The organism is Pseudomonas sp. R37(2017), from assembly GCF_002113375.1.
GTDB lineage: Bacteria > Pseudomonadota > Gammaproteobacteria > Pseudomonadales > Pseudomonadaceae > Aquipseudomonas.
Map to the genome: position 1 here is coordinate 191774 of NZ_NEHO01000008.1, position 19907 is coordinate 211680.

Below are 19907 nucleotides of genomic sequence, written 5' to 3' on the forward strand. Positions count from 1 at the left end.
CTTCAATTTTCAATCAGGAGAAACACTCATGAGCATTACTCGTTACGGCACCGGCAGCACCGCCGCTGGCGGCCAGCCTCGCCCTTTCGCCCGGGCCGTTGAAGCCGACGGCTGGCTGCATGTTTCCGGGCAGGTGCCGGCGGTGGATGGCGAGATCATTACGGGTGGCATCGTCGAACAGACCCACCAGACCATGAAGAACCTGATCGCGATTCTCGAGGAGGCCGGTTATGGCCTGGAAGATGTGGTGCGTGCAGGCGTGTGGCTGGAGGATCCGCGGGATTTCACGAGTTTCAACAAGGTCTTCTCCGAGTACTTCAAGCCAGAACACGCCCCGGCCCGTGCTTGCGTGCAGGCGAACATGATGGTCGACTGCAAGGTCGAGATCGACTGCATTGCGTACAAGAAAAAGGCTTGAACCGAGTCGCGCCCATCGCGGGCAAGCCACGCTCCCACAGGTATTGATGGTGTGTCGGCAATCTGTTGCAGCACACAGAACCTGTGGGAGCGAGCTTGCTCGCGATGGCGGCCTGTCGGTCAAGCCGCCATGCTCGGTAAACTCCCGACATCTGGAATGGGAACCACTGAAATGACCGAAGACACCATCAAGCGCCGGGCACGCGGTCTGGACCGGGCGTTCGATATCCTCGATTTCCTCAAGGAGATCGGCCAGCCCCTGCGCCCTAACGACATCGCCAACGGCATCGGCAGTCCCAAATCCACGGTCTACGAACTGGTGGCCTCGCTGCTGGAACGGCGGATCCTGGAGCCGGTGGGCAAGGACGGTCACGTCTACCTCGGTCGTCAGTTGTACTTTCTCGGCCAGGCCCACTTGCGCCATTTCGACCTTACCCGCGAGGCCGACCACGCCCTGCAGGACATCGTCAGCCAGACCCACGAAACCGCGCAGATGTGCCTGCTCAACGGGCGCAAGTACACCGTCGCGCTGATGAAGGAGGGGGAGCGGCATTTTCGTATTTCCTCGGACATCGGCGAAAACGCGCCCATCCCCTGGACCGCTTCGGGCCGCCTGTTGCTGGCGCATCTGAGCGACCAGCAAATCGTCGATCTGATCGACCCTGACGACTTCATCCTGCCAGACGGTGAACATTTGCCGCTGGAACAGTTTCTCAAGGAAATCCGCCAGGCCGGTATCGATGGATTCTTCTCATTCGATAGCGTCGCCGACACCTTTACCCATTGCTTCGCCGCGCCGGTCAAAGACCCCAACGGCGTGGCCATCGCGACACTGTGCATCGTCGCCCCACGGGCGGATGCGAAGAAAAATTACCACGACTACCGCCGGGTGCTGATCGACAGCGCCAACAGCCTGGCCCGTCGCATCAACGAATAACCGCGGCTACCCGCGGCCGCGTGAATGAGGAGTTCGACCATGTCTTCTGCCCCCACTACCGCCAACGTGGACAAAGGTGCCGCTCAGGCCGGCGCCAGTCTGGTGCGTGACGTCAGCCTGCCGGCGCTGGTACTGCACCGTGAAGCGCTGGAGCACAATATCCGCTGGATGCAGGCCTTCGTCAGCGACAGCGGCGCGGAACTGGCGCCCCATGGCAAGACCAGCATGACCCCGGCGTTGTTCCGTCGCCAACTGGACGCCGGTGCCTGGGGCATCACCCTGGCCAGCGCCACACAAACCCGTGCGGCCTACGCCCATGGCGTGCGCAGGGTGCTGATGGCCAACCAGTTGGTCGGCACGCCGAACATGGCGCTGATCGCCGACCTGTTGGCCGATCCGACGTTCGACTTCTATTGCATGGTCGATCACCCGGACAACGTTGCCGACCTCGGCGCCTATTTTGCCTCCCGTGGCGTGCGCCTGAACGTGATGATCGAATATGGCGTGGTCGGTGGTCGATGCGGTTGCCGCAGCGAACAGGAAGTACTCGACCTGGCCAAGGCCATCGCCGCGCAACCGGCGCTGGCCCTGACCGGGATCGAAGGCTACGAGGGCGTGATCCATGGCGATCACGCCGTGACCGGCATCCGCGATTTCGCCGCATCGCTGGTACGCCTGGCGGTGCAGTTGCAGGACGCCGGCGCGTTCACCATTGCCAAACCGATCATCACCGCGTCGGGGTCGGCCTGGTATGACCTGATCGCCGAATCCTTCGAGGCGCAGAACGCCTCCGGGCGTTTCCTCAGCGTGTTGCGTCCCGGCAGTTACGTGGCCCATGACCATGGCATCTACAAGGAAGCACAGTGCTGTGTACTCGACCGCCGCAGCGACCTGCACGAAGGCCTGCGTCCGGCGCTTGAAGTATGGGCGCACGTGCAGTCGTTGCCGGAGCCCGGGTTCGCGGTGATCGCCCTGGGCAAGCGCGACGTGGCCTACGACGCCGGTCTGCCCGTGCCGTTGCGGCGTTACAAGGCTGGCGTGGTGCCGGCCAGTGGCGATGATGTCAGTGCATGCAAGGTGACCGCCGTGATGGACCAGCATGCGTTCATGAACGTGGCGCCGGGGGTTGATCTGCGGGTGGGCGACATCATTTCGTTCGGCACGTCGCACCCGTGCCTGACGTTCGACAAGTGGCGTGTCGGCTGTCTGGTGGATGAGCACCTGAACGTCATCGAGACCATGGAAACCTGTTTCTAGGTCCGGAACCGCAGCGCTGCCTTCGCGAGCAGGCTCGCTCCCACAGGGTTTTGTGTACACCGAAGATCCATTGTGGGAGCGAGCCTGCTCGCGAAGGCGGCCGCCCGGACAACAAAGAATCGCCAGAGACCCCACAACAATGAACACCATCAACACCCTCGGCCCCAACGCCCCGCGCATCGCCCTGATCGGCGAATGCATGATCGAGTTGCAGCATCGCGCGGACGGCAGCCTGCAACAAAACTTCGGTGGCGACACCCTCAATACGGCCGTGTATCTGTCCCGTGAACTGGGCAAGGAGGGTTCCGTGGACTACGTCACCGCCCTGGGCGATGACAGTTTCAGTGACGCCATGTGCCAGAGCTGGGCGGCGGAAAACATCGGGCTGGGCATGGTTCAGCGCCTGCCCGGGCGTCTGCCGGGTTTGTATTGCATCCAGACTGACGCGGCCGGCGAGCGGCGTTTTCTGTACTGGCGCAATGAAGCGGCGGTACGCGATTGCTTCACTACGCCAGCCGCGGCGCCGATCCTCGCGGCGTTGCCGGATTACGACGTGCTGTATTTCAGCGGCATCACCCTGGCGGTGCTCGGTGCGCAAGGCCGGGAAAAACTGCTGGAGACCCTGATCGAAGCCCGCCAGCGCGATGCCCGAATCGTGTTCGACAACAACTACCGACCACGGCTGTGGGCGTCAGTCGAGGACGCACAAGCGGCGTATCGCAGGGTACTGCCGCATGTCGACATGGCACTGCTGACGGTGGATGACGAACAGGCGTTGTTCGGTTACTCCGACTGTGAGGCGGTGTTTGCCGCGTATGAGCAGATCGGTACGCCGGAAGTGGTGCTCAAGCGCGGCGCGCAAGCGTGCCTGATTCGTTGTGATGGCGAGTCATTCGAGGTGCCGGCGCAGAAGGTCGAGCGGGTGGTGGACACCACGGCGGCGGGGGATTCGTTCAGTGCGGCATATCTGGCTGCGCGACTCAAGGGCGGCGACCCTGCGCAAGCCGCCGAGGCCGGGCATCGGTTGGCGAGCAGGGTGATTCAGGTGCCGGGAGCGTTGATTCCCAGAAATTGAATGCACTCACTGTGGCGAGGGAGCTTTTGTGGCGAGGGGGCTCGCCCCCGTTGGGCTGCGAAGCAGCCACAGACCCTGTCGACCAGATGCCAAGTGCAGCTATCTCACGAGTGCTGCGCACTCGAACGGGGGCAAGCCCCCTCGCCACAGTGGCCTGGTCAGCCACTCAATCCCGGTAAAACACCTGCACCAGGTGATAGCCGAACTTGCTCTTGATCGGTCCATGCACGACCCGCAGCGGTTTCTTGAAGATCACCGCATCGATCACGCCGACCATCTGCCCCGGGCGCACTTCGCCGAGGTCGCCGCCGCGCTTGCCCGAGGGGCAGGTCGAATACTTCTTGGCCAGCACATCGAACGCTTCGCCCTTGGCGATGCGTTGTTTGAGCTGCTCGGCTTCTTCCGAGGTTTTCACCAGAATATGGCGGGCTTGAGCTTTCATGTGGCGGTACCTTGCAACGGGGGTGGCTATGTGAGGGGCCATGTGGGTGTCGGCGGGGGCGCGATTATGCCTCAACTCAGTTCGGTTGGCCGATCATCGTGCGAATCTTGTTGGCCAGCAGGTCGATTGAAAACGGTTTGGCCACCATGTCCATGCCTTCTTCGAGGAAACCCTGGCGCTCGGCGGCGATTTGCGCGTAACCGGTCATGAACAGCACTTTCAGTTCGGGACGGTGCTGGCGGGCGATTTCCGCCAGTTGCCGCCCATTCATGCCCGGCAACCCCACGTCGGTTACCAGCAGGTCCACCCGCAGGTCTGATTCCAGCACCGGCAGGGCGCCCTTGGCATCTTCGGCTTCATGGGCGCGATAACCGAGCTCCTTGAGCAGGTCCAGTACCAGCATGCGCACCGCGGCATCGTCTTCGACCAGCATCACGGTTTCGCCGGCAATCGCCGCCGGTGCGTCGCCGACGACAGGTGACAGGACGTTGTCCAGCTCGGTCGAATGCAGGCGCGGCAGGTACAAGCGTACGCTGGTGCCCCGTCCGGGCAGGCTGAACAGGCTGACGTGCCCCCCCGTTTGCTGGGCGAACCCGTAAATCATCGATAGGCCCAAGCCGGTGCCCTGGCCGATGGGCTTGGTGGTGAAGAATGGGTCGAAGGCCTTGGCCAGCACCAGGGGCGTCATGCCGGTGCCGTTGTCACTCACCGCAATCATCACATAGTCGCCGGCCTTGATCGGCTCCAGGATCGTGATGTCGCTGCCGTCGAGGTACACGTTGGCGGTTTCGATCTGTAACTCGCCGCCATTGGGCATGGCGTCACGGGCGTTGATCACCAGGTTGAGCAGGGCGTTTTCCAGCTGGCTGACATCAGTGCTGACTCGCCAGACGTTCTCGGCCAGTTGCAGTTTGAGTGTGATGTGGTCGCCCTTGGTACGACTGAACAGGTCTTCGAGCGAATGAATCAACTCGTTGGGGTTCAGCGGCTTGCGGTTGAGCGATTGGCGTCGGGAGAACGCCAGCAAGCGATGGGTAAGGGCGGCGGCGCGATTGGCCGAGGACACCGCCGCCTCGGTGAATCGGCCGATCTCGTTGACGCGTCCGTCGGCGATGTAGCGTTGCATCAGGTCGAGGCTGCCGATGATGCCGGTGAGCATGTTGTTGAAGTCATGGGCGATGCCGCCGGTAAGCTGACCGACGGCCTCCATTTTCTGGGCGTGGCGCAAGGCGTCCTCGGCACGCTCACGCTCGAACATCTCGTTTTGCAAACGTTCGTTGGCCTCGGCCAATTGCCGGGTGCGCGCGGCAACCCGTTCCTCAAGGGTTTCATTGAGGTTGCGCAGAGCTTCTTCGGTCTCTTTGCGTTCGGTCTCGTCGATCACGAAGATGTAGAAACCGTTCACCGCACCGTCCGGGCCATGGCGTGGCAGGTAATTCATCAAGGCCTGGCGCAGGCTCCCGTCGCGGTGTGGCGTGCTGATGCTGAAAGAGCAAGGCCGGCCGGACAGTGCCTCAGTGATGTACGGCGCGCGCAACGCATAGGCTTCCTCGCCAAGCACTTCAAGTATGGTTCGCCCGTAAAGCTCTTGCGGAGTCAGCCCGTACCAGTCGAGGTACGCCGCATTGTTCAGGCGAAAACGCTCTTCGCGATCGACATAGCTGATCAGTACCGGCATGGCGTTGATGATCAGTTGCAACTCGGTCTGGCTCTGGCGCAGGGCCTGCTCGGTGCGCTTGCGCTCGGTCAGGTCCAGGGCGGCACCGAGGAAGCGCATTGGTCGGCCGTGGTGATCCTTGTAGCAGCGGCCGCGGGCAAACACCCAGCGCATCTGGCCATCGGATTGCAGCAGGCGATACTCCTCGGCGTATTCGCTGCCATGGGTGATGCAGTGCTTGATGCTGCGGGCGATCAGGGCGCGGTCTTCGGGGTGTACGCCGTGCAGGTACTCGCTGATCGGCAACTGGCTGGCCATGTCCGGCTCGATGCCGTGCAGTTGGGCAAAATGCGCATCGGCGATGAAACGGTCTTCGCTGATGTCCCAGTCCCAGGTGCCGACCGCATCGGTGGCGGCAAGGGCCAGTTGCAGGCGCTCCTCGCTTTCGCGATGGGCCTTGAGGCTGGCCGCCGAACGCTGTTCGAGTTCGAGGGCGATGCGCCTACGCTCGTTGGTTTCGATGGCGGTGACCAGGATCCCGGCCACTTCGGCAGCTTCGTTGCGAATCGGGCTGTAGGTCAGGTCGAGCCAGAAGTCGGATTCGCGACCCTCACGTTGCAAGGTAAAACGCTGCTCGGTGTAGGTCCGTACCTGACCCTGCAGGACGGCGCTGTATATCGGATCGGTAAAGTTTTTCAACTCTGGCCAGATCAGGTGTGCCGGTTGGCCGAAAGCGTGCGGGTGTTTGTTTCCGGCGAGCAGGGCGAAGCCGTCGTTGTAGATCTGCGTCAGGTCAGGGCCCCACAGCAGCAACATCGGCATCGGTGAGTGAATCACGATGTCCACGGCGGTTCGCAGGCTCTGTGGCCAGGTGCTGGCCGCGCCCAGCGGGCTGTTTGCCCAGTCGATCCGGGCGATCAAGGCCTGGGCTTCGCTGGCGGTGGGTGTAGCGTTCATCTGGGAGTCCTGAGCCTGATTCGCTTTAGCTGGCGTCTATTCTTGCACAGGTGAAAGGCCCGGGTTGATTCGCAGGCGCGAGCGGTTCAGAACCCGCTATCGCGAGCGTGCTCGCTCCTACAGGTGACCTTGTTTCAATCCAGCAGTTCGGGCCTGTCTCGGTACTGCTCCAGCGCTTCGGGATTGGCCAGTGCATCGGTGTTCTTTACCTTCAGCCCATGCACCATATTGCGTACCGCCAGCTCGACGACCTTGCCGCTGATGGTCCGGGGAATGTCCGTCACCGCGACAATCTTCGCCGGTACATGACGCGGCGTGGTGTTGGTTCGAATGGTCTGGCGGATCTGCTGTTGCAGCGCCTCGTCCAGTTCGAGGCCCTCGCGCAAGCGTACGAACAGCACCACTCGTACATCATCCTGCCATTGCTGACCGATGGCCACGCTGTCGAGCACCTGTGGAATCTTTTCCACCTGGCGATAGATTTCCGCCGTACCGATGCGTACGCCGCCAGGGTTGAGCACGGCATCGGAGCGGCCATGGATCATCATCCCGCCATGGGGCAACTGTTCGGCATAGTCGCCCTGAGCCCAGACGCCGGGGAACAGGCTGAAATAGGATTTGCGCAGCTTGTCGCCATCGGGGTCGTTCCACAGACCGACAGGCATCGCCGGGAAGTGCCGGGTACAAACCAGCTCGCCCTTTTCGCCAATGACCGGTTGGCCTTCGTCATTCCACACTTCGACGGCCATGCCCAGGCTCTTGCCCATGATTTCGCCACGCCTGACCGATGTCATCGGGTTGCCGTTGACGAAGCACGAGACGATGTCGGTGCCACCGGACATCGAGGCCAGGCACACGTCGGCCTTGAAGTCGCGATAGACAAAGTCGTAACTCTGCGGTGACAGCGCCGAGCCGGTGCAGAGCAGCGTCTTGAGGCTGCTCAGGTCATGGCTCTCGCGTGGCTTGATACCGCTGCTTTCCAGGGTCGCGAGAAATTTCGGGCTGGTGCCGAAGACACTGATGCCCTCATCGTCGATCAGGTCGATCAGGCGCTGCGGGTCGGGCTGGAACGGCGAGCCGTCGTACAGCACCACCGCACTGCCCACCGCCAATGCCGATACCAGCCAGTTCCACATCATCCAGCCGCAGGTGGTGTAGTAGAACAGCCGTTCACCGGGTCCCAGATCGCCATGCAGGCCGTGCTCCTTGACGTGTTGCAGGAGTACGCCGCCAGTGCTGTGGATGATGCATTTGGGCACGCCGGTGGTGCCGCTGGAGTAGAGGATGTACAGCGGGTGGGCGAAGGGTACCGGGACGAAATCCGGTTCGCCGCCGGTTTCGTAGAAATCGTCCCACAGCGTCACGTTGGCCTGGGTGTGGAAGTCTACGATGTGTGCCCTAGGTCGCGCATACGGGACCACGATCAACTGCTGCAACGACGGCAGCCGTTCGAGGATTTCGTTGACCTTGGCGGTCTGGTCGATCGCCTTGCCGGCATAGTGATAACCGGCGCAAGTCACCAGCACTTTCGGCTCGATCTGGCCGAAACGGTCAACCACCCCTTGAGTGCCGAAGTCCGGCGAGGAACAAGACCACACAGCGCCAAGGCTGGTGGTGGCGAGCATGGCCACCAGGGTTTGCCAGGTGTTGGGCATGCACGCGGCGACCCGGTCGCCAACCCCGACACCGGCCGCTTTCAGGCTGTTTTGAAAGCCGGCGACATGTTCCGCGAGTTCGGCCCAGGTCAAATGTTCACGCTGACCGTTTTCGCCGATGGCTACCACGGCGATAGCATCATCGCGGCGCTGTAGCAGGTGTTCGGCAAAGTTCAGCGTTGCGCCGGGGAACCACTGGGCGCTGGGCATCTGCGGACCTTCGAGCAGCACTGCGTCGGGTTGTTCGTGGAAGCGGATGTCGAAAAAATCGACAATGGCCTGCCAGAAATCCGCGCGCTGATCGATGGACCATTGGTGCAGGGCCGGGTAGTCGTCGATCTTGAGGTGGTAGCGCTGGTTGATGAAGCGCCGGAAGGCCTCCATGCGGGTCTTGCCAATGCGCTTGGGGTCGGGTTGCCAGAGGATGTCGGACATGGTTTGCCTCTTCTTATGTCTTTAGATCCATTCGCGAGCATGCTCGCTCCTACAGGGGATCGCATTTCCTTGTGGGAGCGAGCTTGCTCGCGATGAACGATATTACTGCGCCAGCCACCCGCCATCGACATTCCATGCCGCACCACGCACCTGGCTGCCAGCTTCGCTGCACAGGAACAGCACCAGCTCACCCAGTTGCGGCGGCGTCACGAACTCCAGCGAAGGCTGCTTTTCAGCGAGCAGGTCCCGTTGAGCCTGCTGCGGATCAATGCCGCTGGCGGCGCGATCATCGATCTGTTTTTGCACCAGCGGCGTCAATACCCAGCCTGGGCAGATCGCATTGCAGGTGATCTGGGTGGTCGCGGTTTCCAGTGCGACCACTTTGGTCAAACCAATCACCCCGTGCTTGGCCGCGACATAGGCTGACTTGCCCACCGAACCGACCAGGCCATGCACCGAGGCAATGTTGATCACCCGACCCCAGCCCTTTGCGCGCATGCCTGGCAGGCTCAATCGGGTGCTGTGGAACACCGACGACAGGTTGATGGCAATGATCGAATCCCAGCGTTCCACCGGGAACTCATCCACCGCCGCCACATGTTGAATGCCGGCGTTGTTGACCAGAATGTCGATGCCGCCGAACTCGCGCTCGGCGTAGGCGATCATGTCGGCGATCTGTGCCGGATCGCTGACGTCGGCCGGGTGATGACCGACCTTGCCGCCGAACTGCTGCACCTCGGCGATGACCCTGGACGCATCGCCAAAGCCATTGAGGATCAGGTTGGCCCCGGCCTTGGCCAGGCTGAGGGCGATCCCCAGGCCGATGCCGCTGGTGGAGCCGGTGACCAGTGCGGTCTTGCCCGATAGAGTCGTCATGAATACCTCACACAATGCCAGTGGCGTAGAAGGTGCCGATCACCACGAAAACGGCCAGGGTCTTGATCAGCGTAATACAGAAAATGTCTTTATAGGCTTCGCGGTGGGTCAGCCCGGTCACCGCCAGCAGGGTAATCACCGCGCCGTTGTGCGGCAGGGTGTCCATGCCGCCGCTGGCCATGGCGGCGACCCGGTGCAGCACTTCCAGCGGAATGTTTGCTGCATGGGCGGCGCTGATGAACTGCTCGGACATCGCTGCCAGCGCGATGCTCATGCCGCCCGAAGCGGAGCCGGTGATGCCGGCCAGCAGGGTCACGGTAATCGCTTCGTTGACCAGTGGGTTGGGAATGCTCTTGAGCCAGTCGGCCAATACCAGAAAGCCGGGCAGCGATGCGATCACCGCGCCGAAACCGTATTCCGAGGCAGTGTTCATCGCTGCCAGCAGCGCACCGCTGACCGCGGTTTTGCTGCCTTCGGCGAGTTTGCTGCGAATCGCCTGGAAGCCAAACACCAGGACCATGAGGATGCCGACCAGCAGGGCCGCCTGTACCGCCCAGATCGCCGTGAGCTTGGCGATTTCGGTCGTCACCGGCGCGGCCATGCCCGGCAGCGCAAGGCTGTGGGTCTTGCCATACACCTGCGGAATCCAATGGGTGAACAGCAGGTTCATGATGCCCACCGCCAACAGGGGCGACAGCGCCAGCCAAGGGTTCGGCAGCTTGAGATCTGCGGCGGTTTCCGGTTCGTTGCGCAGGTCGGAGCCGTAACCTTCACCGGCGCGCAGTGCCTTGTTGCGCTGACGCTGGAGAAACAGCATGCCGGCGCAGAACACGAAGATCGTGCCGATCACCCCCAGCCACGGCGCCGCCCAAGCGGTGGTGTTGAAGAAGGTGCTGGGAATGATGTTCTGGATTTGTGGCGTACCGGGCAGGGCGTCCATGGTGAACGAGAACGCGCCCAGGGCAATGGTCGCCGGGATCAGGCGCTTGGGGATGTTGCTCTGGCGGAACATCTCGGCGGCAAACGGATAGACCGCGAACACCACCACGAACAGCGAGACACCACCGTAGGTCAGCAGGGCGCAGACCAGCACGATCACCAGCATCGCCTGGCGGGTGCCGAGCAGGCGAATCGCCGCTGCGACGATGGAGCGCGAGAAGCCGGACAGTTCGATCAACTTGCCGAACACCGCGCCAAGCAGGAACACCGGGAAATACAGCTTGATGAAGCCGACCATTTTTTCCATGAACACCCCGGTGAAAGCAGGGGCGACAGCAGACGGGTCGGTCAACAGGACCGCACCGAGGGCGGCGATCGGGGCAAAAAGGATAACGCTGTAGCCACGGTAGGCCGCCAGCATCAGCAGCGCGAGGGCTGCCAAGGCAATGATCACACTCATGGTGTGTCTCCTGGAGTTGTTATTTTTGTAGGGTGAAACGTTGCAGGAGAGGCGTTTAGCGAGTTTTGTGCCATCTTGTTAAGTTGTTGAAATATAAGGATATATTTCAATGTAGGGGAGATTTTCGGATGTTTTTGTCTTCGAATTGAGACTTGTGTGTGGAGTGCTGGCCTCTTCGCGGGCAAGCCCGCTCCCACAGTTGACCGAGTTGGTCAGTAGAACTGCATTTACTGTAGGAGCGAGCACGCTCGCGATTGTCTGTCCAGCAATGGAGATGCATGTCTCTTTATTGAGACTCCGCTATCCCCAGCGCCACCATCTTCTTGTACAACGTCGATCGACCAAGCCCCAACCGCGCCGCGGCATCGATCACCTTGCCCCCGCATTGCGCGAGGGTGGTTTCGATCAGTTGCCGGTCAAAGCGCTCCCGCGCCGCGCTGAAGGTCTCGTGGGCAATCGGTTCGATGGTCAAGGGTGTCACGCGCTCCACCGGGGTGAACGTACCAATCGCTGCGCGGATGTCCGCCACCGTCAGGCGCAAGTCGTCACTGAGCAGTGCCGCCCGTTCCAGCACATTGCGCAGTTCGCGGATGTTTCCCGGCCAGGCATGTTGCCCCAATAACTCCAGGGCTTCGTGGTGCAGTTCATGCTGGCTGCGCAGCTCTTCGAGAATGGCTTCAGTGAGTGCCGGCACGTCATCCAGGCGCTCGCGCAGCGGCGGTACCTGAATCGGCAAAACGTTGAGCCGGTAGTAAAGGTCGGCGCGGAATTCGCCGCGTTTGATCGCGGCTTCGAGGTCCGTAGAGGTCGCGGCGATTACCCGCACATCGCTCTGGATCACGTCGTTGGAGCCCACTGGCTCGAATTCTTTTTCCTGCAACACCCGCAACAATTTGCTTTGCAGGGGCAGCGGCATGTCGCCGATTTCATCGAGGAACAGCGTGCCGCCCTGGGCGATCTGCAGTTTACCGGCGCGGCCCTTGCGGTCGGCTCCGGTAAACGCGCCAGGGACGGTGCCGAAAAATTCGGCCTCCAGCAGCGATTCGGGAATCGCCGCGCTGTTGATGCTGACAAACGCCTTGTGCGCACGGGGCGAGGCATTGTGGATCGCCTGGGCCAGCAATTCCTTGCCGGTGCCGGTTTCGCCAAGCAACAGCACCGGTGATTCGGTACTCGCACTGCGCCGGGCGCGGCGTTTGACTTCCAGGCTGGCGGCGCTGGTGCCGATGAAATGGGCGAAGTTGTATTTGGTCTGTCGTGCCCGCAACAGCGAGCGGGTGGAGGCCAGTTCTTCCTGCATGCTCATGTAGCGCTTGAGCATCGGTGACAGGCTGCGCAATTCGTCGAACAGGGCGAAACCGATGGCACCGATCACCACGCCGGCGTCATCGTGAATCGGCAGGCGCATGACCACCAGCGGCTCTTTGGAGGTGTCTTGCATATCCAGCAGAATCGGCCGGCCGGTGCGCACCACTTCACGCAGCAGGCTGCCGGGGATCACGCTTTCGCAGGGCTTGCCAATTGCGACTTCAGCCGATGGCAGGCCGAAGCGCCGGGCATATCGCTCGTTCATCCAGACGATGTTGGCATCGCGGTCGACGATCACCGTGCCCTCGCTCGATTGCTCGATGATCTCGAACAAAGAGCGGATCGCCAGCAAACGAACGCGCTGGTAGTCCTTGAGGCTTTCGGTGGTGTTCATGGGGGTTGATCCTGATTGTGTTTTGCCTGTGCAGGCCCCTTCGCGAGCAGGCTCGCTCCCACAGTTGATCTGTGTCGTTCACAAACCTCCTGTGGGAGCGAGCCTGCTCGCGAAGGCCGCACCTCGGTCATGGATTATGCCTGCCCAAGCAACGCTGCCGCCAACAGCTCCTTGGTGTACGGGTGCTGCGGTGAATCGAACACCTCATGGCTGGCGCCGCGTTCCACTACCTTGCCATCCTTGATCACGATCATGTCGTGGGCCAGGGCGCGCACCACCGCCAGGTCATGGCTGATGAAAAGGTAGGTCAAGCCGTGTTTTTCCTGAAGCTGGCGGAGCAGGGCGACTACCTGTTTTTGTACCGTGCGGTCCAGCGCCGAAGTCGGTTCGTCGAGCAGGATCAGTGCCGGCTTCAACACCAGCGCCCGGGCAATGGCAATGCGCTGGCGCTGGCCACCGGAGAACTCGTGGGGATAGCGATCACGACTTTGCGGGTCGAGGCCCACTTCGCTCAGTGCCCGTATCACTTCGGCGTTGCACTCTTCAGTGCTCAACTGGCTGTGCACCTCCAGCCCTTCGCTGATGATCTGCGCCACCGACATCCGCGGGCTGAGGCTGCCGAAGGGGTCCTGGAACACGACCTGCATTTTCTTGCGCCAAGGCTGAAGCTGTTTCTGCGTCAGGCCGTCCAGCGACTGGCCTTGAAAGCGGATGCTGCCTTCGGAGTCGAGCAAGCGCAGGATGGCCTGGCCAAGGGTGGACTTGCCCGAACCCGATTCGCCAACAATGCCCAGGGTCTTGCCGCGCTGAATGTTCAGGCTGATGCCATTGACGGCGTGCAGCCAGGTCTTGCGCTGAAACAGGCCGCCACTGACGGGAAACCGTACCTGCAGGTTGTCCACCTCCAGTACGTTTTCGCGCTCGTCCCGGGGCAAGGCTTCGCCCTCGGGTTCGGCGTGCAGCAATACACAGCTGTAGGGGTGCCTGGGTTCGGTAAAAAGGATTTCGCAAGGCGCCTGCTCGACGATTTCCCCGGCCTTCATCACGCACACGCGCTGGGCGATGCTGCGCACCAGATTGAGGTCGTGGCTGATCAGCAGCAGCGACATGCCCAGCCGCTGTTGCAGGGATTTGAGCAATAGCAGGATCTTGCGCTGCACCGTCACATCCAGCGCGGTGGTCGGTTCGTCGGCGATCAGCAACTCCGGCTCGCAGGCCAGGGCCATGGCGATCATCACCCTCTGGCGTTGGCCGCCGGACAACTGGTGGGGGTAGGCCTTGAGCCGCTCCTCGGGTTTCTGGATGCCCACCAGGTGCAGCAATTCGAGGATGCGCGCTTGCGCCGCCTTGCCCGCCAGGCCCTTGTGCACCAGCAAGGTTTCACCGATCTGTTTTTCGATGGAGTGCAGCGGGTTCAGGGAGGTCATCGGCTCCTGGAAGATCATCGCGATGCGATTACCGCGCAATTGGCGCAACTTGCCGATATCCGCCCCCACCAGTTCCTGGCCTCGATAGCGAATGCTGCCCGTTGTCTCGGTATCGGTTGGCGGCAGCAATTGCAGGATCGAGTGCGCCGTCACCGACTTTCCCGAGCCCGACTCGCCCACCAGCGCCAGGCATTCGCCGGGGTGGATGTCCAGGCACAGATTGCGCACCGCTGTCTGGCCATTGAAGGCCACGCTGAGGTCACGGATTTCGATCAGGTTGGTCATATCAACATCCGCCTCAGGATCAAGATCGGGGATCAAAAGCGTCGCGCAACGCTTCGCCAATGAATACCAATAAAGAAAGAATCAGCGCCAGGGTGAAAAACGCTGTCAGGCCCAGCCACGGCGCTTGCAGGTTCTGCTTGCCCTGGTCGATCAGTTCGCCCAGAGAAGCGCTGCCCGCGGGCATGCCGAAACCGAGGAAATCCAGCGCCGTCAGGGTGGAAATCGCCCCGGTGAGAATGAAGGGCAAATAGCTCAAGGTCGCGTTCATGGCGTTGGGCAGGATGTGCCGCACGATGACTTTGCGGTCGGTCAGGCCCAGCGCGCGCGCGGCCTTGACGTATTCCAGGTTACGCCCGCGCAGGAACTCGGCACGCACCACATCCACCAGGGCCAGCCATGAAAACAGCGCCATGATCCCCAGCAGCCACCAGAAATTCGGCTCGACGAAGCCCGACAGGATGATCAGCAGGTACAGCACCGGCAATCCGGACCACACCTCCAGCAGGCGCTGGCCGAGCAAGTCCACCCAGCCGCCGTAATAGCCTTGCAGGGCTCCGGCGGCGATACCGATGAGGGCACTGACAAACGTCAGCATCAAGGCAAACAGGATCGACACCCGGGCGCCGAAGATCACCCGGGCCAGAACGTCCCGTGCCTGGTCGTCAGTGCCCAGCCAATTGACACTGGAGGGCGGACTGGGGGCGGGTTTGTTCAGGTCGTAGTTGGGCGTGTCGTCACTGAACGGGATCGGCGGAAACAGCAGCCAGCCACCGTCCTGCTTGATCAGCTTCTGCACATAGTCGCTGCGGTAGTCGGCCTGGAACGGCAGTTGCCCGCCGAACTCCTGTTCGGTATGACGCTTGAAAACCGGGAAGTACCACTGACCCTGATAGCTCACCATCAGCGGTTTGTCGTTGGCGATCAACTCACCGCCCAGGGTCATCAGGAACAGGCCGATAAACAGCCAGAGCGACCACCAGCCCCGGCGGTTTTTCTTGAAGCGCGCAAAGCGGCGACGCGCCAACGGCGAAAGCTTGAACATCAGGCGTTCCTCGCGGCGAAGTCGATACGCGGGTCGACCAGGGTGTAGCAGAGGTCGCCGACCAGTTTTATCAAAAGGCCAAACAGGGTGAAAATGAACAACGAGCCGAACACCACCGGATAGTCCCGGGATACCGCCGCTTCGTAGCTCATGCGGCCCAGGCCGTCGAGGGAGAAGATCACTTCGATCAGCAGCGAGCCGGCAAAAAACACGCTGATGAACGCCTGGGGAATGCCCGACACCACCAGCAGCATGGCATTGCGGAACACGTGCCCATAGAGCACCCTTCGTTCACTCAAACCCTTGGCCCGGGCAGTGACCACGTACTGGCGGGTGATTTCATTGAGGAATGAGTTCTTGGTCAGGATGGTCAGCGTGGCGAATCCGCCGATTACCAGCGCGGTCACCGGTAACACCAGATGCCAGAAGTAGTCGGCAACCTTGCCGAGGGTCGACAGCGAGTCGAAGTTGTCCGAGACCAGTCCGCGAACCGGGAACCAGTTCAGCGAAGTGCCACCGGCAAAGATCACGATCAGGAACATCGCAAACAGGAACGCGGGCATGGCATAACCGATGATGATCGCGGTGCTGCTCCAGATGTCGAAATGGCTGCCATGGTGCACCGCCTTGCGGATGCCCAGGGGAATCGACACCAGATAGGTGATCAGCGTCGCCCAGAGCCCGAGGGAAATGGTCACCGGCATTTTTTCCAGGATCAGGTCGGTGACGGTGGCGCCGCGGAAAAAACTCTTGCCGAAGTCCAGGCGGGCGTAGCTGGTGAGCATCAGCCAGAGGCGCTCGTGTGCCGGCTTGTCGAAACCGTACTGTTTTTCAATGTCCTTGATCAGTTGCGGATCGAGCCCGCGACTGGCCCTGGACTTGCCACTCACGGCTTCGCTGGTGCCGCCGCCAACCGTGGCGCCGCTAATGCCCTGCAAGTGCGCGATGGCCTGTTCGACCGGCCCGCCCGGTGCAGCCTGGACGATGACGAAGTTGACCAGAAGAATGATCACCAGCGTCGGAATGATCAGCAGCAGTCGCCGCAGTATGTAAGCCCACATCAGTGCGGCCCTCCGGGTTTGCTACGGCTGATACGCTCGGCCGTCATCTGTTGGTTGGTCAATGGCGTGGTGCTCATCTCCCACCAGCTCTCGATGGCTTCGTCATTGCTCGCCTGCACGTTCGGGATGCCGAAGCGGTTCCACCACACCGTCGAGGTGCCCGGCGGGTAATAGTTGGGAATCCAGTAGTAGTTCCATTGCAGGACCCGGTCCAGGGCATGGGCGTAATGCAGCATGTCGGCCTGGGTATTGGCGCGGATCAATCCGGTGATCAGGGTGTCCACTGCCGGGTTTTTCAACACCATGTAGTTGTTGGAGCCTGGATCGGTGGCCGCCGCCGAACCGAAGTAATTGAGCAGTTCGTTCCCTGGAGAAGTGGTGACCGGGTAGCCGGTGACGATCATGTCGTAGTCACGGCTCATCAGGCGATTGACGTACTGGGACGAGTCGATGCGGCGGATGTTGAGGTCGATGCCGATCTGTTTCAACGTGCGTTTATAGGGCAGCAGCAAGCGGTCCATGCCGTTTTGACTGACCAGGAAAGTGAAGCTCAACGGCTCACCTTCGGCATTGACCAGTTGGTCGCCATCGGGTTTCCAGCCGGCCTGCTCGAGCAGTTCCAGGGCTTGCAGTTGCTTGTCGCGGATCACGCCGCTGCCATCGGTCTTCGGCGCTTCGAACACTGTGGTGAAGACTTCGTCGGGAATCTGCCCGCGCAACGGTTCGAGAATTGCCAGTTCATCCCTGTCCGGCAATTGCCGGGCCGCGAGATCGGTATTGGAAAAAAAGCTCTGCTGGCGGATGTACATGTCACGCATCATCTGCCGGTTGCTCCACTCGAAGTCCCACAGCATCGCCAGCGCCTGGCGCACGCGGCGGTCCTGGAACATGGGTTTTTGCAGATTGAACACAAAACCCTGGGCGGATTGCGGTGCCTCGGTGGCGAGGTGGGCCTTTTGCAGGCGACCATCGCTCAGGGCCGGACTGTCGTAACCGATGGAATAGGCCGTGGCGGAAAATTCACGATTGTAGTCATAGGCGCCACCGCGCAGGACCTGGCGCGCCACGTCGGTATCGCCGAAGTACTCGATGCTGAAATGATCGAAGTTGTACAGGCCACGGCTGACCGGCAGATCCTTGCCCCACCAGTCGGGGTTGCGCTCGAAGGTGATGCTGCGCCCGGAATCGATCTTGCCGACTTTATAGGGACCGCTGCCCAAGGGCGCTTCATAGCCGCCGCCGCCAGCGAAATCGCGGCTCTTCCACCAGTGCTCGGGAAACACCGGCAGGGTCGCGATATCCAGGGGCAGGGTGCGGTTTTCGTTGTTCCTGAAATCAAAGCGCACGGTCAGTGGCGATTCCACTTCGACGCCTTTGACGTCGGCGAACTGGGTGCGGTAGCGCAGGCTGCCCTGGGTCATCAGCAGGTCGAAGGTGTAGCGTACGTCTTCGGCCGTTATGGGTGTGCCATCGGCAAAACGCGCCTTTGGGTTGAGGTAAAAGCGCAGGGACAGGCCGTCCTCGGGACGCTCCATCTTCTCTGCCACCAGACCGTAGACGGTGTACGGCTCGTCCAGTGAACGCTGGGCCAGCGGCGAATAGAGCAGGCCGTCGATCTGTGTGACGCCGATGCCTTTGTCGATGTAAGGCAAAACATGGTCGAACTGACCAATTTCGATCGCCGAGCGCCGCATCGTACCGCCCTTGGGCGCCAGCGGGTTGGTGTAGGCAAAATGACTGAAGCCGGCAGGGTACTTGGCCGGTTCGCCGTAAACGGTCAATGCATGCCGCGGTTCAGCATTCGCGCCGGTGGTGCCCATCAGCAGGGCCACGGCCGTGAACAACAAGGTAGGGAAAGCCAGTCGCATTGTCAGCCTTAGAGCCGGGTGGTCGTTAACGACAATTTGTACGCTAGCGGCGCGTCCCTCGCCAGCCGAATTACGCATCGCAAACACAACGGCCCACCAAAAGGCGGGCCGTTGTGAGAGTAGCGCAAGGGTCGATCAGTCCTGGCGGCTGGTCACTTCCAGCAGGTGGTAGCCGAACTGGGTCTTTACCGGACCCTGGACCACGTTGATCGGCGCGCTGAAGACCACGGTGTCGAATTCCTTGACCATCTGGCCCGGACCGAACGAACCCAGATCACCGCCCTGGCGGCTCGAAGGGCAGGTGGAGTTTGCCTTGGCAACTTCGGCGAAATCGGCGCCAGCCTCGATTTGGGCCTTGAGTTCGTTGCACTTGGCTTCCGAGGCAACAAGGATGTGACGGGCAGTGGCTTTAGCCATGGGAAAATACTCCTTCCAATATTCGATAAAGTGCAGAGCCTACCGGATTCAGTGCGCTATTTCTCCTCAAAGTTCCGTTCCACGCGAGCCTCCGGCAAGTGGCACCTCAAAGGCCGGCGATTCTCAAGCGCTCGGCATGCTGGACATAGAGTTCAATCGGGTCGACACCTGTGCGCAACTGGCCGGTCGGTTGGCCAATGGTGTCCAGATGATCCAGCTTGTAGTCGGAATGTATTACCGTGCCCAGATGGGAACTGAAGCGGCCGACCAACCCGTCGTTCTGCTCGCTTTCCGTGACGAAATAGCCAGAAAGCGCCTGACAGAAGGCGTGGAGCGGATCGAGTGTATTGCACCCTTTTTCGAGAACATTCGACTGCAGCACGCCGCTCCACGAGTAGTAGCGAACACCGTTGACCCGTTCACGCCCCTTGCCACCCCAGGTGCTGGGCAATCCTTGCGGGTATTTGTCATTGAATGTGCCTACGCTGTCGGTGGTCAGTGCATTGAGGGTCGCTATGGCGTTCTGTGGCTGGAATTGATTGTCGCTTAAAGTCGCGAGGAGGTCGGCGAAGAGGGTTATCACTGTCTCGCCAACCTGTTCCGGCAGGCTGCCCGGTGTCAATGCCTTGCGCAGGAAATCGGCCAGTTCCGAGCCATGGTTCGGTCCGCTGACGGAAGTCACCGACGCCACGTTTTTTGGCGCAATCGCTGCAGCATAGCGTGCGGTCAGTGCGCCTTGGCTATGGCCTATGAGGTTGACTTTGCGTGCACCGGTTCCTTCCAGTACCCGTTCGATCTGCGTGAGTAATTCGTCACCGCGAACCTCGTTGTCATGGGTGGCGGACAAGTAGGGAACGAATACCCTTGCTCCGGCGTTCCTCAGCGCCTGCCTGATGTCGTGAAAGAGCTCGAACTTGCCGATTCTCTTGAAGCCGAAAAGGCCGTGGACCAGCAATATCGGGAAACGAGTGCTTGCATTCCTTTGCATGTTCATACCT

Annotated in this window: 16 protein-coding genes; 4 read left to right on the forward strand and 12 right to left on the reverse strand. The window is 61.2% G+C overall.

Going from position 1 to position 19907, the window contains the following annotated elements:
• The first annotated feature begins 28 nt into the window (after positions 1-28).
• The 4 genes from CAG47_RS15400 to CAG47_RS15415 all read left to right on the forward strand — a co-directional run bounded on the left by CAG47_RS15400 (position 29) and on the right by CAG47_RS15415 (position 3686).
• Positions 29-418 carry a RidA family protein gene (locus CAG47_RS15400; RefSeq protein ID WP_085725716.1) on the forward strand — a complete coding sequence of 130 codons (390 nt, stop codon included), beginning with the start codon at positions 29-31 and terminating at the stop codon, positions 416-418.
• Between the two features lie 171 nt (positions 419-589).
• Complete coding sequence (locus CAG47_RS15405; RefSeq protein WP_085725717.1) at positions 590-1354, forward strand: IclR family transcriptional regulator; 765 nt, start codon at positions 590-592, stop codon at positions 1352-1354.
• A 39-nt stretch (positions 1355-1393) separates the two neighbouring features.
• Positions 1394-2611 (forward strand): amino acid deaminase, encoded by a 1218-nt coding sequence (locus tag CAG47_RS15410; protein ID WP_085725718.1) that lies wholly within the window; start codon positions 1394-1396, stop codon positions 2609-2611.
• A gap of 139 nt (positions 2612-2750) precedes the next feature.
• Positions 2751-3686 carry a sugar kinase gene (locus tag CAG47_RS15415; protein ID WP_085725719.1) on the forward strand — a complete coding sequence of 312 codons (936 nt, stop codon included), beginning with the start codon at positions 2751-2753 and terminating at the stop codon, positions 3684-3686.
• A 166-nt stretch (positions 3687-3852) separates the two neighbouring features.
• Here the strand turns inward: CAG47_RS15415 and CAG47_RS15420 are convergent, their stop codons facing one another.
• From CAG47_RS15420 to CAG47_RS15475, 12 genes are all read right to left on the reverse strand, one after another.
• Entirely contained in the window at positions 3853-4128 is a 276-nt protein-coding gene (locus tag CAG47_RS15420) for a peptidylprolyl isomerase (RefSeq protein WP_007898282.1), read from the reverse strand.
• Positions 4129-4204: 76 nt separating this feature from the next.
• Positions 4205-6742, reverse strand: coding sequence for a PAS domain S-box protein (locus CAG47_RS15425; protein ID WP_085725720.1), 2538 nt, complete (start codon positions 6740-6742; stop codon positions 4205-4207).
• A 134-nt stretch (positions 6743-6876) separates the two neighbouring features.
• Entirely contained in the window at positions 6877-8832 is a 1956-nt protein-coding gene (locus CAG47_RS15430; RefSeq protein ID WP_085725721.1) for an acetoacetate--CoA ligase, read from the reverse strand.
• A gap of 102 nt (positions 8833-8934) precedes the next feature.
• A complete protein-coding gene (locus CAG47_RS15435; protein WP_085725722.1) occupies positions 8935-9708 on the reverse strand; it encodes a 3-hydroxybutyrate dehydrogenase in 774 nt (257 codons plus the stop codon).
• A gap of 7 nt (positions 9709-9715) precedes the next feature.
• Positions 9716-11107: a GntP family permease gene (locus tag CAG47_RS15440; protein ID WP_085725723.1), complete on the reverse strand. Its 1392-nt coding sequence runs from the start codon at positions 11105-11107 to the stop codon at positions 9716-9718.
• A 286-nt stretch (positions 11108-11393) separates the two neighbouring features.
• Positions 11394-12809: a sigma-54-dependent Fis family transcriptional regulator gene (locus CAG47_RS15445; protein ID WP_085725724.1), complete on the reverse strand. Its 1416-nt coding sequence runs from the start codon at positions 12807-12809 to the stop codon at positions 11394-11396.
• Between the two features lie 134 nt (positions 12810-12943).
• Positions 12944-14521 carry an ABC transporter ATP-binding protein gene (locus CAG47_RS15450; RefSeq protein WP_085725725.1) on the reverse strand — a complete coding sequence of 526 codons (1578 nt, stop codon included), beginning with the start codon at positions 14519-14521 and terminating at the stop codon, positions 12944-12946.
• 19 nt (positions 14522-14540) lie between these two features.
• Entirely contained in the window at positions 14541-15563 is a 1023-nt protein-coding gene (locus CAG47_RS15455; RefSeq protein WP_085725726.1) for an ABC transporter permease, read from the reverse strand.
• Complete coding sequence (locus CAG47_RS15460) at positions 15563-16624, reverse strand: microcin C ABC transporter permease YejB (protein WP_085725727.1); 1062 nt, start codon at positions 16622-16624, stop codon at positions 15563-15565. The genes CAG47_RS15455 and CAG47_RS15460 overlap by 1 nt, the downstream gene beginning before the upstream one ends.
• Positions 16624-18492, reverse strand: a complete 1869-nt coding sequence (locus tag CAG47_RS15465) for an extracellular solute-binding protein (RefSeq protein WP_085725728.1) — start codon at positions 18490-18492, stop codon at positions 16624-16626. Before CAG47_RS15465 ends, CAG47_RS15460 begins: the two co-directional genes overlap by 1 nt.
• Before the next feature lie 135 nt (positions 18493-18627).
• The gene (locus CAG47_RS15470) at positions 18628-18909 is read right to left on the reverse strand and encodes a peptidylprolyl isomerase (RefSeq protein WP_007984657.1); all 282 of its coding nucleotides are present in this window, start codon (positions 18907-18909) and stop codon (positions 18628-18630) included.
• Between the two features lie 106 nt (positions 18910-19015).
• Positions 19016-19897, reverse strand: coding sequence for a triacylglycerol lipase (locus tag CAG47_RS15475; protein WP_085725823.1), 882 nt, complete (start codon positions 19895-19897; stop codon positions 19016-19018).
• Positions 19898-19907 lie beyond the last annotated feature (10 nt).